Genomic DNA, 14,986 nt, shown 5'->3' on the forward strand with positions numbered 1-14,986 from the left:
GGCGGGCACCGGCCGGTGCCCGCCCCCTCGGGGTTCTCGGTTCCCGCCGCGTCCTAGGCGGTCGCCGACCGCGCGTCCGCCGCCTGCGCCTTCAGGGCCCGCTCGACGCCGGAGCGGGACTCCGAGACGAGCCGCCGCAGCGCGGCGTTGGGCTCGGCCGCTGCGAGCCACTCGTCCGTCTTGGCGAGGGTCTCCTCGGCGATGTGGATGCCCGGGTAGAGGCCGGTCGCGATCTGCTGGGCGATCTCGTGCGAACGGCCGTCCCAGATCTCCTTGACCACGGCGAAGTACTTGTCCGTGTACGGGGCGAGCAGCTCACGCTGGTCGGCCTGCACGAAGCCGCCGATGACCGCTTCCTGCACGGCGTTCGGGAGCTTGTCGGACTCGACGACCGAGGCCCACGCCTCCGCCTTCGCCTCCTCGGTGGGACGCGAGGCACGGGCGGTGGCCGCGTGCCGCTCACCGGCGGCCGTCTTGTCGCGCTCGTACTCGGCGGCGATCTCCGCCTCGTCGAAGCGTCCGACGGCCGCGAGCCGCTGGACGAACGCCCAGCGCAGCTCGGTGTCGACGGCGAGGCCCTCGATGGTCTCGCGGCCTTCGAGCAGCGCCTCCAGGAGGTCCAGCTGGTCCGGGGTGCGCGCGGTCAGCGCGAAGGCGCGCGCCCAGGCCAGCTGGTGGTCGCCGCCGGCCTCGGCCGCGTGCAGGTGGGCGAGCGTGGCGTCGGTCCAGCGGGTCAGCAGCGCCTCGCGGGCGGTCGGGTCGGCGTACAGCTCGATCGCGAGCTTGACCTGCCGGTGCAGCGACTGCACGACGCCGATGTCGGACTCCTTGCCGATGCCGGACAGCACCAGGGCCAGGTAGTCGCGGGCGGCGAGTTCGGCGTCGCGGGTCATGTCCCAGGCCGAGGCCCAGCACAGGGCGCGCGGCAGGGAGGACGCGAAGTCGCCGAGGTGCTCGGTGACGAACGCCAGGGAGTCCTCGTCGAGGCGGACCTTGGCGTACGACAGGTCGTCGTCGTTGAGCAGGATCACGGCGGGGCGGCGCTTGCCCACGAGCTGGGCCACGGTGGTCAGCTCGCCGTCCACGTCCAGCTCGATGCGCTCGTCGCGCACCAGCTTCCCGCTGTCGGCGTCGAGGTCGTAGAGGCCGACCGCGATGCGGTGCGGGCGCAGCGTGGGCTCGCCCTGGGCTCCGGCGGGCAGGGCCGGGGCCTCCTGGCGGACGGCGAAGGAGGTGATGACGCCGTGGGCGTCGGTCTCGATCTCCGGGCGCAGGATGTTGATGCCGGCGGTCTGGAGCCACTTCTGCGACCAGGTGCCGAGGTCGCGTCCGGAGGTCTCCTCCAGGGCGCCGAGCAGGTCGGACAGGCGCGTGTTCCCGAACGCGTGGGCCTTGAAGTAGGCCTGGACGCCGCGGAAGAACTCGTCCATGCCGACGTAGGCGACGAGCTGCTTGAGGACGGAGGCGCCCTTGGCGTACGTGATGCCGTCGAAGTTGACGAGCACGTCGTCGAGGTCGCGGATCTCGGCCATGATCGGGTGGGTGGAGGGCAGCTGGTCCTGCCGGTAGGCCCACGTCTTCATGGAGTTGGCGAAGGTGGTCCACGAGTGCGGCCAGCGGCTGTCGGGGTGGTAGGCCTGACAGGCGATGGAGGTGTAGGTGGCGAACGACTCGTTGAGCCAGAGGTCGTTCCACCACTCCATGGTCACGAGGTCGCCGAACCACATGTGCGCGAGCTCGTGCAGGATCGTCTCGGCACGCAGCTCGTAGGCGGCGTCGGTGACCTTGGAGCGGAAGACGTACTGGTCGCGGATGGTGACCGCGCCCGCGTTCTCCATCGCGCCCGCGTTGAACTCGGGCACGAAGAGCTGGTCGTACTTGGTGAACGGGTACGCGTAGTCGAACTTCTCCTGGAACCAGTCGAAGCCCTGCCGCGTGACCTCGAAGATGGCGTCGGAGTCGAGGAACTCGGCGAGCGAGGGGCGGCAGTAGATGCCGAGCGGCACGGACTGGCCGTCCTTCTCGTACACGCTGTGCACGGAGTGGTACGGGCCGACGATCAGCGCGGTGATGTACGTCGAGATCCGCGGCGTCGGCTCGAAGACCCAGACGTCGTCCTTGGGCTCCGGGGTCGGCGAGTTGGAGATGACCGTCCAGCCGGTCGGCGCCTTCACCGTGAACTGGAAGGTGGCCTTGAGGTCGGGCTGCTCGAAGGACGCGAAGACGCGGCGCGCGTCCGGCACCTCGAACTGGGTGTACAGGTAGGCCTGCTCGTCGACCGGGTCGACGAACCGGTGCAGACCCTCACCGGTGTTGGTGTAGGCGCAGTCGGCCACGACGCGGACGACGTTGCGTCCCTCCAGGAGGCCCGGCAGCGCGATCCGCGAGTCCTTGAAGACCGCGGCCGGGTCGAGCGGGTCGCCGTTGAGGGTGACTTCGTGGACGGCCGGGGCGACCAGGTCGATGAACGACTCGGCGCCGGTCTCGGCGGAGTCGAAGCGCACCGTGGTCACGGACCGGTAGGTGCCGCCCTCCTGCGCGCCGGAGAGGTCGAGATCGACCTCGTACGAGTCAACGGTGAGCAGCTTCGCCCGCTGCTGCGCCTCTTCGCGGGTCAGGTTTGTGCCAGGCACGCGGTCATCTCCTCGTTATGTGTGGGTTGCGCCATCCTTCCACGGGACCCGCACACAGCGCGATGTCCGTTTCCCGCCGGTGCCCGGCCGTCGCGGGCGCGAGCCTTGGACCATGACGACGTACACGGCACGGCCCATCGGCGCGGCCGCCCTGAAGGAGCTCCGCGACACCGACGACGCGGGCCGCCGGCCGGTCCCGCTGACCGACGAGGAGGGCGGGTCCCCGCTGCGCTGCTGTCTGCGCCGCGCCGAGCCCGGGGAGCGTGTCGCCCTGGTCTCCTACGCCCCGCTGCGCCGCTGGGCGCGGGAGACGGGGGCCGATCCCGGCCCGTACGACGAGACCGGGCCGGTCTTCGTCCACGCGGACCACTGCGCGGGTCCGGCCGCCCCGGACACCCTGCCGTTCACGAACGCCCGTCGCGCGGTCCGCCGCTACTCGGCCGCGGGGCACATCCTGGGCGGGCGACTGGCCGAGACACCGGCCGCGTTGGGCGAGGCCCTCACGGAGGCGTTCGCCGATCCCGAGGTGGCGCTGGTCCATGTGCGGGCGGTGGAGTACGGCTGCTTCCTGTACGAGGTGCGCCGGGGCTCCGGGCTCCGGTAACGCGCCGAGGGAGTCCCCGCGCCGTTCGGTGCGGGGACTCCCTCGGCGGAGAGCCGGTGCGAAGCGGGCGGGACTCAGCCCTGCTTCGGCTGCTTGTGGGACTTGTCCAGGACCATCACGAGGGCGGTGATGCCCCCGAACAGCACGAGCGGCAGCGCGACGTAGAGGCCGAGCGTCTCGATCACGCTCAGGCCGGAGCCGGGGTCGTCGCCGTCGTCGCGGGTCAGCGCGAGCGCGGGGGACGACATGAGCAGCATCATCAGCGTCGTACCGGCCGCCAGGGCACCGGCGCGCAGAGCGTTCTTCTTGTCCACGGTGCAAACGTAGCGAACACCCGGCGGGGCCGCGCGCCCGGGGGTGCCGTACGGAGGTCAGGGGGTCGGGCGCGGGGTGCCCGGGGGGCTCCCGGACTCCCCGGGCCGCCCGTTCTCGGCCCGTACGACGTCGATCAGGGCGTGCAGCCGGGGCGAGGCGGCCAGTTCCTCCAGGGTGACCGGTGCGCCCTCGGCGTCGGCGATGGGCAGGCGCCAGTTGGGGTATTCGTCCCAGGTTCCCGGGAGGTTCTGCGGGCGGCGGTCGCCGACGGTGTCCGGGAGCCAGACGCCGATCAGCCGGGCCGGGGTGCGCAGCAGGAAGCGGTGGACGGCCTGGATCTCGGCCTCCTCGGCGGAGGCGGGGGCTCCGCCGCTCGGGCCGCGCAGCAGTCCGAGCCGGGAGAGCAGCGCCAGCCACTCCCGGACGTCGGCGGCGGCGGCCGCCCGTTCATCGGCCAGGGAGCCGGTCAACAGCCCCAGCCGGTCGCGGAGTTCGACGTGCTCGCCGGTGAACCGGGCTGCGGTGGAGGGCAGGTCGTGGGTGGTGGCGGTGGCCAGGCAGTCGGCGCGCCAGGCGTCGGGCGGCAGGGGCAGGCCGTCCCCGTCCCAGTCGCGTTCGAACCACAGCACCGAGGTGCCGAGCACTCCGCGCTCCTGGAGCGCCTCTCGCACCCCGGGTTCGACCGTGCCGAGGTCCTCGCCGATGACCAGCGCTCCGGCCCGTGAGGCTTCCAGGACGAGGACGGCGAGCATCGCCTCGGCGTCGTAGCGGACGTACGTGCCCTCGGTGGGCGGCTGTCCCTCGGGGATCCACCAGAGCCGGAACAGGCCCATGACGTGGTCGATGCGCAGGGCGCCGGCGTGCCGCAGGAGGGCGCGCAGCAGCCGGCGGTAGGGGGCGTAGCCGCAGGCGGCGAGCCGGTCGGGGCGCCAGGGCGGCAGTCCCCAGTCCTGGCCGCGCGCGTTGAAGGCGTCGGGGGGCGCGCCGACGGACATGCCGGCCGCGAAGTACTCCTGCTGGGCCCAGGCGTCCGCGCCGTCGGGGTGGACGCCGACGGCGAGGTCGTGCACGAGTCCCACGCTCATGCCCGCGTCGCGCGCGGAGCGCTGGGCGCGGGCGAGCTGGGCCTCGGTGAGCCAGGCGAGCCTGCTGTGGAAGTCGACGCGGTCGGTCAGCTCGCCGCGGGCGCGGGTGGTCGCCGGCGAGCGGGGGTCGCGCAGCGCGGGGGGCCAGTTCCGCCAGTCGGAGCCGTGCACCTCGGCGAGCGCGCACCAGGTGGCGTGGTCCTCCAGGGCCCGGCCCTCCTCGGCGAGGAAGTCGGCGTACGCGGCCTGCCGTCCGGGTCCGAGCGGTACGGCACAGACGGCTTCGAGCGCCTCGCGCTTGAGGTCCCACACGGCGTCGCGGTCGATGAGCGCGCCCTTGCGCAGCACGCCGTCGCGCAGCCGTCCGGCGCGTTCCAGCAGCGCGGACAGCCGGGCGCGGTCCTCGGCGTACGGGTACTCGGGGACGTCCTCGACGCGCAGGTGCACCGGGTCGGGGAAGCGGCGGGACGAGGGCCGGTACGGGGAGGGGTCGGTGGGGTCGCCGGGCACGGCCGCGTGCAGGGGGTTGACCTGGACGAATCCGGCGCCCAGTGCCCGTCCGGCCCAGGCGCTCAGCTCGGCGAGGTCGCCGAGGTCGCCCATGCCCCAGGAGCGGCGGGAGAGCAGGGAGTAGAGCTGGACGAGCAGTCCGTACGTGCGTCCGGGGGGCGCGGGCAGCCGGGCCGGGGCGACGACGAGGTGGGCGTCGGCCTCGCGGCCGTCGGGAGTGGTGGCGCGCAGGGTGTGGACGCCGGGCGGCAGCCGGTCGGCCAGGGTGTGGGACTCGCCCTGTTCGGTGGTGACGCTCAGACGGGTGCCGTCCGGCAGCCCGGCGAGTCCGGCGGGGGCGAGGCCGCCCCAGCTCACCAGGGTCGGCGGCAGCAGCCGCCCCGCGGTCTCGGCCTCGTGCCGCGCGAGGGCGGCCCCGACGGCGTCCGGGGTGCTCGCGTCGACGCCGAGCGCCGCCAGGATCGCGACGAGCGCGCTGTCCGGGGCCGCGACCGTGCGGCCGGGAGAGGGGCTGTACTCGGGGGCGACACCGTGCAGGGCGGCGAGCCGGGACAGGGGTGTCCGCGGCGCCGGCTCCGGTGCCGTGCGCGGTGGGTCGGCGGGCCCGGTGGGTGCCATCAGGCCCCCGACGCGGCGCCGGCCGAGGTGGGCTCGCTCGTCAGATGCGCGGCGTCCGCGAGCGGCGGCTCGCTGGTCAGCGGCTCGGCGTCGGGCAGCGGGGGTTCGCTGGTCAGCGGTGCCGCGCAGCAGGCGCTCTCCGAGCCGGGCGGACAGGGGTGGGCGCCCTCGGGCTCGGCGGACGCCCGGCTCGCGCGCGGGCCGGGGACGGACGGCCCCGCCGCGCGTTCGGACAGGGCGGTGAGGAGCAGGTGTGCCGATGCGGCCACGAGGGCCTCCTTGTCGAGGTCGGGTACGGCGGCCGGGGGCATTCCGGTGGTTCGTGCCGGAAACGGATGCCCCGGGCGGTCACCGCAGCCCTACCCCGTGGGCGCGAGAGCAGACGCCCACGGAGGGACAACGTGCTTCTGCTCACACGCCGTCGCCGTCGCGTACGGTCCGGACGGCACCTCCAGGCTGGGGTAATACCGGCACTTCGGCCACTCTCGTTGACACCTTCACCACCCGAATGGTGGGCTCGACGCCAATCGACGGCGCGGCCGGGACGGCCCGGCCACGAGGGGGATCCGTGCGACTCGGGCGTGGAAGAGGAGCGACCGCACTCGCGTTCGCCGTGGTCGCGAGCGCGTTCGCCACGGTCCCCCCGGCGGTGGCCGCGCCGCACGGTCCGGCGGCCTCGGCGGACGAGCCCACCGGGAGCGGGGTGCCCGCCGTCTGGCCGCGCCCGCAGTCGCTGCGCGCGAACGGCTCCCCGGTCACCGTCACGGACGAGGTCGTGCTGCTCACCCCGGCGCCGGACACGGCCTCGGGCGGTGTGCGCGACGGCTCGGCGGCCGGCTGGTACGCCCCGGGCGTGCCACTGACTCCGTACGCCCCCGGTGTGGGCGTCGACGCGAACACCCCGGACGGCGGCGACCTCGACCCGTACGCCCTCGAAGCGTTGCGCGCCCTGCTGCGGCAGGCCGGCGCGCGCACGATCACGACGGCGCGAGACGGTGACACGCTCCCGGCGCACGCTCTGGTGGTGCGCCTGGGCACGGATCCGGCGAACACCGGCGGGCGGGGCCCGGGTTCCTTCGGGAGCGCGCGGACCGCGTCGGGCTCCCTGGAGCGGGCGCTGACGGCGCTCGGCGCCGCGCCCCGCGCCGATCTCCCCTCAGGCGGCTACCGGCTGGCCGTGGGCCGCGCCGACAGCCGGGACACCGTCGCCCTGGCGGGCGTCGGCGAGGACGGTCTGTTCCACGCGGTGCAGACACTGCGCCAACTCCTGGGCGCCGACGGCCGGATCGCCGGTGCCGTCGTCCGGGACTGGCCGGGCACCGCCGTCCGGGGTGTCACCGAGGGGTTCTACGGCAGCCCGTGGACCCCTGAACAGCGCCTCGCGCAACTGGACTTCATGGGCAGGACGAAGCAGAACCGCTATGTGTACGCGCCCGGCGACGACCTCTTCCGGCAGGCGCGCTGGCGTGAGCCGTACCCGGCCGGGGAGCGCGCCCGCTTCCGGGACCTGGCGGAGCGGGCCCGCCGCAATCACGTCACGCCGACCTGGGCGGTGGCCCCCGGGCAGGCGATGTGCTTCTCCTCGGACGCCGACGTGAGGGCGCTGACGCGCAAGCTCGACGCCATGTGGGCGCTCGGGTTCCGCGCCTTCCAGCTCCAGTTCCAGGACGTCAGCTACACCGAGTGGCACTGCGGGGCGGACGCGGACGCGTTCGGCTCCGGACCCGCGGCGGCGGCGAGGGCGCAGGCCCGGGTGGCGAACGCCGTGGCCCGGCATCTCACCGCCCGCCACCCGGACGTCGCCGCCCTGTCCCTGATGCCGACCGAGTACTACGAGGACGGCTCGACCGACTACCGCCGGCGGCTGGCCGGCGCCCTGGACGAGAACGTCGAGGTCGCGTGGACGGGCGTCGGCGTGGTGCCGAAGACCATCACCGGCGGCGAACTGGCGCGCACCCGCTCGGTGTTCGGCAGTCATCCGCTCGTCACCATGGACAACTACCCGGTCAACGACTACGCGCAGGACCGGGTGTTCCTCGGCCCCTACCAGGGACGCGAGCCTGCGGTGGCCATGGGTTCGGCGGCCCTGCTGGCGAACGCGATGCCCCAGGCCGAGGCGTCCCGCATCCCGCTGTTCACGGCCGCCGACTACGCCTGGAACCCGCGGGACTACCGGCCGCAGGAGTCCTGGGAGGCCGCGATCGAGGATCTCGCGGGCAAGGACGCGCGCGGCGCGGACGCGCTGCGCGCGCTGGCGGGGAACGAGGCGTCCTCGGTCCTCGGCGGCGAGGAGTCGGCGTATCTGCGCCCGCTCATGGAGGCGTTCTGGCAGGCGCGGACGACCGAGGACCGGGCCGCGGGCGACCGTGCGGCCGAGCGGCTGCGTGCCGCGTTCACGGTGATGCGCGAGACGCCGGAACGGCTGGCGGGCCGCCCGGTCGCCACCGAAGTGGAGCCCTGGACCGAGCAGTTGGCACGCTACGGCGAGGCCGGTGAGACGGCCCTCGCGCTGCTCGACGCCCAGGCGGACGGTGACGCGACGGCCGCGTGGACGGCGTACCGCTCGCTGAACCGGCTGCGGGCCCGGCTCGCGGCGAGCGAGGTGACGGTGGGCGCGGGCGTGCTCGATCCGTTCCTGACGCGGGCCCGCACCGCGTACGAGCAGTGGGCGGGCCTCGGCAACGAGTCCTCCACCGGCCACTCCGTCCCGAAGGGTCCCGGAGCGGCGGGGGACGGCGGCACGGGGTCCGGCGGCGCCACGCCCGGCGCGGGCGGGGGCGGTGGCACGGACGACGGAGGGCCCACCCCGGGCAGTCCGGCCCCCGTGGACGGCACCGGCCGGGACGGCCGCACCGTCCTGCTCCCGCGCCCGCGCGTCCTCACCGACGTGAGCGTGCTCACCGACCCCGGCGTGACGGGCTTCGTCGAGGCGCGTGTCCCGGGCGAGGGCTGGCGGTACCTCGGCGACCTCGCCCCCGGGGGCGCGACGGAGATCGGTGCGGCACGGATCGGCACGGCGGGCGTGCGCGTGGACGCGCTGCGGGTGCTCGGCCCGGAGCCGTCCCAGGTCCGCCATCTCGTGCCGTGGTTCGCCGACACCCCCGCCGCCGCACTGCGGCTGGCCCGCTCCACGACGGACATGGAGATCGGCGGCACGGAACGGATCACGGCCCGGCTGACCTCGCTGCGCCCCACCGGCGTCAGCGGTGAACTGACGGCACGGGCTCCGAAGGGCATCCGGGTCAAGGTCTCGCGGCCCTCGCCGAAGCTGGCGCGCGGCGCCGTCGTCGACAGCGTCGTGGAGGTCACGGTCCCCCAGGGGACGCCGTCGGGCACGTACGAGGTGACGGTCGCCTTCGGTGCGCAGACCCGCACCCTGACCGTCCGCGCCTTCCCGCCCACGGCGGGCCCCGACCTGGCCCGCGCCGGCACGGCCTCCTCGTCCGCCGACGAGACCCCCGACTTCCCGGCCTCGGCCGCCAACGACGGTGATCCGTCGACCCGTTGGTCCTCGCCCGTCGACGACGGCGCCTGGTGGCAGGTGGGCTTCGCCGAGCCGGTGCGCCTCGGCCGGCTCGTGCTGAGCTGGCAGGACGCGCACCCGTCCGCGTACCGCGTGCAGGTCTCCGCCGACGGGCGCGTCTGGCGCACCGCGACGACCGTGAACGACAGCCGGGGCGGCCTGGAGTCGGTCCGCTTCGACGAACGGGACGTGCGCTTCGTACGCGTCCAGGGGCTGCGGCGGGCCACGGCCTACGGGTACTCGCTGTGGTCGGCCGAGGCGTACGCGGTCGCGGAGTGACGGGACGGCGGACCGGCGGTCGCGGACCCGCGGAGTGACGGGACGGCGGACCGGCGGTCGCGGACCCGCGGAGTGACGGGACGGCGGACCGGCGGTCGCGAACCCGCGGAGTGACGGGACGGCGGACCGGCGGTCGCGAACCCGCGGAGTGACGGGACGGCGGACCGGCGGTCGCGGGCTGACAGGCCGCCGGACGGACGGGCCGACAGGCACGGGCGCAGGCCGACGGGCCGGCGTCCGGTCGGAAAGTTCCCGGCGATCTCCGCCCCACTATTCACTCAGTACATATCCTGAGTGCATACTGATCTCCATGAGCACCCGTCACATCCTGCTGGGGCTGCTCGCCGGAGGACCGAGCCATGGCTACAACCTCAAGCGACGCCACGACGAACGCTTCCCGCAGGCCCGCCCGCTGGCCTACGGCCAGGTGTACACGACCTTGCAGCGCCTGGTCCGCGACGGCCTCGCCGCGATCGACGGCACCGATTCGGACGGCGGTCCCGAGCGGACGCTGTACCGCTCGACCGACGAGGGTTCGAGCGAACTGACCCGGTGGGCGGGCGAGATCGCTCCGCCCGCCCCCTTCGTGACGAACGAGATCTTCGCCAAGGTCGTCGTCTCGATCCTCGCCTCGGCGGACCCGGCCGCCTACCTGAGCGCACAGCGCGCCGCCCACATGGAGCGGATGCGTGAGCTCACGGCGGTGAAGACGGCACCCGGTGCCGGCCTCGCCAGCGTCCTGTCGGCCGACTACGCCCTCAACCACCTCGACGCCGACCTCCGTTGGATGACCACCACGGCGGCCCGGCTCACCACCCTGACCGCGGAGGTCGACACAGCATGAGCACCCCCCTCCTGACCGCCAGGGGCCTGGTCAAGGCCTACGGCCCGACCCGGGCGCTGCGCGGCGCCTCGCTGGACCTGGCCGCGGGCGAGGTCCTCGCCGTCACCGGGGCCAGCGGCAGTGGCAAGTCCACCCTGCTGCACTGCCTGGCCGGCATCGTCAGACCCGACGCGGGAACGGTGGAGTACGCGGGCGAACGCCTCGACCTGCTCCCCGAGAAGCGGCTCGGCGAACTGCGCCGCACGGACTTCGGCGTGGTGTTCCAGTTCGGGCAGCTGATCCCCGAACTGACCGCCGCCGACAACGTGGCACTGCCCCTGCTGCTCGCGGGCACGTCCCGCGCGGCGGCACGGGAGCGGGCCGGCGAGTGGCTGGAGCGGTTCGGCGTACGGGGACAGGAGGCACTGCGGCCCGGCGAGATGAGCGGCGGACAGGCCCAGCGGGTGGCGCTGGCGCGGGCCCTGGTGACGGAGCCGAGGGCCGTCCTCGCGGACGAGCCGACCGGCGCGCTCGACTCGCTCGCCGGGGAACAGGTGATGACCGCGCTGATCCACACCGCCCGGGAGTCCGGCACGGCCGTCCTGCTGATCACGCACGACGCCCAGGTGGCCGCGTACGCCGACCGGGAGATCTCACTGCGGGACGGGGTCGTGACCGGCTCGGGCGCCCCGTCGTCCGACTCCGCCGTCCCTTCCGGAGAGGTGGCCCGATGATCGCCGACCTCCGGATCGCCCTGCTGCTCACCCGCGGCTCGGACCGGCGCGAGGGGTGGCGGGTGGCGCTGACGGCCGTCGGGGCCGCCCTCGCGACCGGGCTCTGCCAGGCAGCCGTCGCCGTCGCCTCGCTCCAGGGGCAGTACTCGATGTCCCTCGCCCACGGCCTGCTCGACCAGCCCGGTGAGCGGGCGGGCGTGGTCCTGACCCTGCTGCTCCTGCTGGTGCCGGTGCTCGGCTTCCTCGGACAGTGCGCCCGCATCGGGGCCGTGCACCGCGACCGGCGGCTGGCCGGGCTGCGGCTCGTGGGGGCCACCCCCGCGCAGGTGCGGCGGATCGCCGCGCTGGAGGCGGGCCTCGCGTGTCTGACCGGCTCGGTCGTCGCCGGCGCCGTCGCCGCGTGGGTCCTGGCGGGTCGGTGGCAGAGCCCGCCGGTCGCCGTGTGGGCCGGCTGCGCGGGGGTCGCGCTGGCCGTGCCCGTACTGGGCGCGCTGGTCAGCGCGCTGGCGCTGCGCCGGGTGGTGGCCTCGCCGCTGGGCTGGGTGCGCCGGGTGCGCCCGGACCGCGGGCGGGGGCCGGGCATCGCCGTCCTCCTGACGGCTCTCGTGACGCTTCTCACCGGGATCACCCTCGCTCCCCGCACCTTCGGCGGGTTCGAGACGGCTCCGCTGTTCGTGTTCGGCGTGGTGATAATCACGGGCGTCGGGGCCGTCTGGGCGGCCGGCGCGAGCGCCCGGTTGATCGGCCGCGTGCTCGCGGAGCGGACCGGGAACCCGGCGGTCCTGATCGCGGCCGAGCGGCTGCGGGACGACCCCTGGGCGGGGGCCCGCACCCACGCCGCCGTGCTGCTGGTGACGGTCGTGGGGACGGGCTTCGTCGGCGTACGGCAGGTGCTGCTCGCCGCCCTCACCGGGCGTGACCGCGACTCGTTCCCCGCGAACCTGTCCTTCTACACGACCGGTCTCGACCTCACCGGCGCCGCGATCCTGCTGGCCCTCGCGATCACCCTGTCCGGGCTGGCCGTGGGGACCGCAGAATCACTGGCCACCCGCCGTCGGGGCCTCGCCGCCCAGGTCGCGGGCGGAGTGCCGCGGGCGGTGCTCGGCCGGGCCCTGATCCTGGAGACCGCCCTGCCGCTGGCCCCGGCGGTCGCGCTGGCGGGGGCCGGGGGTCTGGCGATCGGTGTCTGGTACGGGCAGCTCGCGGGCGGCGGAATCGTGCCGGTGCTGCCACTGGTCGTGCCCGTGGCCGTCTACGCGGCCGCTCTGCTGGCGGCGGGCACCTCGCTGCCGCTGCTGCGCCGCTCGGTGCGGCCCGCGGAGCTGCGGCACGCCTGAGCCCGGCCGGGGGGCCTGCCGGGGGGGCGGCGCCGGCCGCGCCGCCCGCGGGGTCCTCGGGATCCGCAGGGTCCTCGGGATCCGCAGGGTCCGCAGGGTCCGCAGGGTCCGCAGGGTCCGCAGGGTCCGCAGGGTCCGCAGGGTCCTCGGGATACGCAGGGTCCGCAGGGTCCTCGGGGTCTCGCGGTCCGCGGGCGGGACCGTGCGCCGACGCCCGTGCGGCGGCACGCGGGCACGCCCGGGAGCCCGTGCGGCACCGGGGCGGCTGCCGGAAGGCACGGGGGTCCTCCCGGGCAGCCGGAGGCGGCGGCTGCCGAGGGCGGCGCCGCCAACGCGAAGGCCCGGATCGTCAGGCTGAAATGCCGTCGATCCGGGCCATGGCGTCGTCCGCGCCGTACGGTTGCAGGTAGGGCATCCAGCGTGGGTCCCTGTGCCCGGTTCCGATGATGCGCCACGCGAGCCCCGTCGGCGGGGCGGGTTTGTGGCGCAGGCGCCAGCCGATCTCGACCAGGTGGCGGTCGGCCTTGGTGTGGTTGCAGCGGCGGCAGGACGCCACCACGTTGTCCCAGGCGTGCTGACCCCCGCGGGAGCGCGGGATGACGTGGTCGACGCTGGTTGCGACGCCACCGCAGTACATGCACCGGCCGCCGTCGCGGGCGAACAGGGCTCGCCTGGTCAGCGGGACGGGCCCTCGGTAGGGAACCCGTACGAACCTCTTCAGCCGGACCACGCTGGGTGCGGGGACAGTAACGGTCGCGCTGTGCATGAAGGCGCCGGATTCCTCGAGGCAGACTGCCTTGTTCTCGAGGACGAGGACGAGCGCGCGGTGGAGCGGTACGACGCCGAGCGGCTCGTACGACGCGTTGAGGACCAGGACGTGCGGCACGGATGCCTCCTTGTACGCCGGCGGCGCGTGGCTCGCGCCGGGACGATCTGTAGGTCAGTCTCCCCTCATGCCTGGTGGTGGCGCCACCATGTCCCGGTAACGGGCTGGGAGTGTTTTCGACCACATCCCCTACATCCCCAGGTGAGCACGGTCTCTCCCCTCGACATGACAACGATCCACACACGATGCCCCGTTAGTGTGGTGGTTCTGCCCTGACGGCACCCCTGTGTCCCCGCCGCGGGCGGACCGCTACGCCTGGAGGTACCTGCTGTGTCCTTGCCCGTCCTATCGGCCCTGGTCGCCGGTGCGAACCCGTCGCCGTCACCCTCGACGTCGACCGGCCCGCTCACGGTGACCCCCACGCTCCAGGACGCCCAGGAGAGTGCGACCCACGCCGCCAGCTGGGTCGAGGAGAACTGGTCGACCTGGCTGGCCATAGGTCTGCGCGTCCTGCTCATCCTGGTGATCGCCGCCGCACTGAGAGTGTTCGTGCGCCGGTCGATCACCAAGCTCATCGACCGGATGAGCCGCACCGCCGAGGCCGTGGACGGCACGACGCTCGGCGGTCTGCTGGTGAACGCGGAGCGCCGCAGGCAGCGCTCGCAGGCCATCGGCTCGGTGCTGCGCTCGGTCGCGTCCTTCCTGATCATGGGCACGGCCGCGCTGATGATCCTCGGCACGTTCCAGATCAATCTGGCGCCGCTGCTCGCCTCGGCGGGTGTGGCCGGTGTCGCGATCGGTTTCGGCGCCCGCAACCTGGTCACCGACTTCCTCTCCGGCGTCTTCATGATCCTTGAGGACCAGTACGGCGTCGGCGACGTGATCGACGCGGGGGTGGCCTCCGGCGAGGTCATAGAGGTGGGTCTGCGCGTGACCAAGCTGCGCGGCGACAACGGCGAGATCTGGTACGTCCGCAACGGCGAGGTCAAGCGCATCGGCAACCTGTCCCAGGGCTGGGCCACGGCCGGGGTGGACGTCACGGTCCGCTCCTCGGAGGACCTGGACCACGTCCGGTCGGTCATCGACGACGTCGCCGAGACCATCAGCAAGGAAGAGCCCTGGAACGAGCGGCTGTGGGGCCCGGTGGAGATCCTGGGCCTGGACAGCGTGCTCCTCGACTCCATGGTGGTCCGCGTCTCGGCCAAGACGATGCCGGGCAAGGCCAGCTCCGTGGAGCGGGAGCTCCGCTGGCGGATCAAGCGCGCCTTCGACGCCGCCGACATCCGCATCATGGGCGGCCCGACGGCCCCCGTCGAGGAGGAGCCCGTCGACCCGTCGGCCGCGGTGGCGGCCCCGTCGGTCCTGGGGAACCCGGCCTCCCCCCAGTCGGAGGCGACGGCGCCCATCCCGTCCCCGGCGTCCTCGGGGTCCTCGGGCGTGCCCAAGTAGGGCCGAGGCGGCAGCAGACCGAAGGGGCGGCACCCGGATGTTCCGGGTGCCGCCCCTTCGGCGTACCGGCCCAGGGCCCGCGTGCCGAGCGGCTCGGCACGCGCGGCGGATCCCCGGGGCGGGATCGCGCGTGAAACGCCTGCTCACCCCCGCCGGGACCGATCGCCTTCACAGGACCCCCGCATTCCGGCCACATCGTCCGACCGTCTACTGTCACCCCAACAGCGGGCCCTTGTTCTGGAGCGTAACG

General features: G+C 74.3%; 11 protein-coding genes. 6 read left to right on the plus strand and 5 right to left on the minus strand.

Going from position 1 to position 14,986, the window contains the following annotated elements:
- Positions 1-53: 53 nt before the first annotated feature.
- Positions 54-2,633 carry an aminopeptidase N gene (pepN, locus tag WJM95_RS10820; RefSeq protein ID WP_339129377.1) on the minus strand — a complete coding sequence of 860 codons (2,580 nt, stop codon included), beginning with the start codon at positions 2,631-2,633 and terminating at the stop codon, positions 54-56.
- A 112-nt stretch (positions 2,634-2,745) separates the two neighbouring features.
- Between pepN and WJM95_RS10825 the strand changes: the two genes are divergently transcribed.
- On the plus strand, positions 2,746-3,237 hold the full coding sequence (locus tag WJM95_RS10825; protein ID WP_339129378.1) for a DUF1203 domain-containing protein: 492 nt from the start codon (positions 2,746-2,748) through the stop codon (positions 3,235-3,237).
- Between the two features lie 74 nt (positions 3,238-3,311).
- On the opposite strand, the gene WJM95_RS10830 is transcribed toward WJM95_RS10825, so the two are convergent.
- From WJM95_RS10830 to WJM95_RS10840, 3 genes are read right to left on the minus strand one after another with little or no spacing between them, the layout of a single operon-like run.
- The gene (locus tag WJM95_RS10830) at positions 3,312-3,551 is read right to left on the minus strand and encodes a hypothetical protein (RefSeq protein WP_339129379.1); all 240 of its coding nucleotides are present in this window, start codon (positions 3,549-3,551) and stop codon (positions 3,312-3,314) included.
- 57 nt (positions 3,552-3,608) lie between these two features.
- Complete coding sequence (gene malQ / locus WJM95_RS10835; RefSeq protein WP_339129380.1) at positions 3,609-5,765, minus strand: 4-alpha-glucanotransferase; 2,157 nt, start codon at positions 5,763-5,765, stop codon at positions 3,609-3,611.
- Positions 5,765-6,034, minus strand: coding sequence for a hypothetical protein (locus WJM95_RS10840; RefSeq protein WP_339129381.1), 270 nt, complete (start codon positions 6,032-6,034; stop codon positions 5,765-5,767). Before WJM95_RS10840 ends, malQ begins: the two co-directional genes overlap by 1 nt.
- Positions 6,035-6,333: 299 nt before the next feature.
- On the opposite strand from WJM95_RS10840, the gene WJM95_RS10845 reads away from it, so the two are divergent.
- From WJM95_RS10845 to WJM95_RS10860, 4 genes are all read left to right on the plus strand, one after another.
- Positions 6,334-9,567, plus strand: a complete 3,234-nt coding sequence (locus tag WJM95_RS10845; RefSeq protein ID WP_339129382.1) for a beta-N-acetylglucosaminidase domain-containing protein — start codon at positions 6,334-6,336, stop codon at positions 9,565-9,567.
- Between the two features lie 310 nt (positions 9,568-9,877).
- Positions 9,878-10,411, plus strand: a complete 534-nt coding sequence (locus WJM95_RS10850; RefSeq protein ID WP_339129383.1) for a PadR family transcriptional regulator — start codon at positions 9,878-9,880, stop codon at positions 10,409-10,411.
- Positions 10,408-11,124, plus strand: a complete 717-nt coding sequence (locus WJM95_RS10855) for an ABC transporter ATP-binding protein (protein ID WP_339129384.1) — start codon at positions 10,408-10,410, stop codon at positions 11,122-11,124. The genes WJM95_RS10850 and WJM95_RS10855 overlap by 4 nt, the downstream gene beginning before the upstream one ends.
- Positions 11,121-12,461 (plus strand): ABC transporter permease, encoded by a 1,341-nt coding sequence (locus WJM95_RS10860; protein WP_339129385.1) that lies wholly within the window; start codon positions 11,121-11,123, stop codon positions 12,459-12,461. Before WJM95_RS10855 ends, WJM95_RS10860 begins: the two co-directional genes overlap by 4 nt.
- A 349-nt stretch (positions 12,462-12,810) precedes the next feature.
- Here WJM95_RS10860 and WJM95_RS10865 read toward each other — a convergent pair whose 3' ends face one another.
- Positions 12,811-13,347 (minus strand): HNH endonuclease, encoded by a 537-nt coding sequence (locus WJM95_RS10865; protein WP_037618871.1) that lies wholly within the window; start codon positions 13,345-13,347, stop codon positions 12,811-12,813.
- A gap of 270 nt (positions 13,348-13,617) precedes the next feature.
- Between WJM95_RS10865 and WJM95_RS10870 the strand changes: the two genes are divergently transcribed.
- Positions 13,618-14,736, plus strand: a complete 1,119-nt coding sequence (locus WJM95_RS10870; protein WP_339129386.1) for a mechanosensitive ion channel family protein — start codon at positions 13,618-13,620, stop codon at positions 14,734-14,736.
- Positions 14,737-14,986 lie beyond the last annotated feature (250 nt).

The organism is Streptomyces sp. f51 (genome assembly GCF_037940415.1).
GTDB lineage: Bacteria > Actinomycetota > Actinomycetes > Streptomycetales > Streptomycetaceae > Streptomyces.

Excerpts from the sequence above, each read along its gene's own strand:
- WJM95_RS10825 (WP_339129378.1), top strand. The coding sequence starts at position 2,746 with ATGACGACGTACACGGCACGGCCCATCGGCGCGGCCGCCCTGAAGGAG.
- malQ (WP_339129380.1), bottom strand. The coding sequence starts at position 5,765 with ATGGCACCCACCGGGCCCGCCGACCCACCGCGCACGGCACCGGAGCCG.
- WJM95_RS10850 (WP_339129383.1), top strand. The coding sequence starts at position 9,878 with ATGAGCACCCGTCACATCCTGCTGGGGCTGCTCGCCGGAGGACCGAGC.
- WJM95_RS10855 (WP_339129384.1), top strand. The coding sequence starts at position 10,408 with ATGAGCACCCCCCTCCTGACCGCCAGGGGCCTGGTCAAGGCCTACGGC.
- WJM95_RS10860 (WP_339129385.1), top strand. The coding sequence starts at position 11,121 with ATGATCGCCGACCTCCGGATCGCCCTGCTGCTCACCCGCGGCTCGGAC.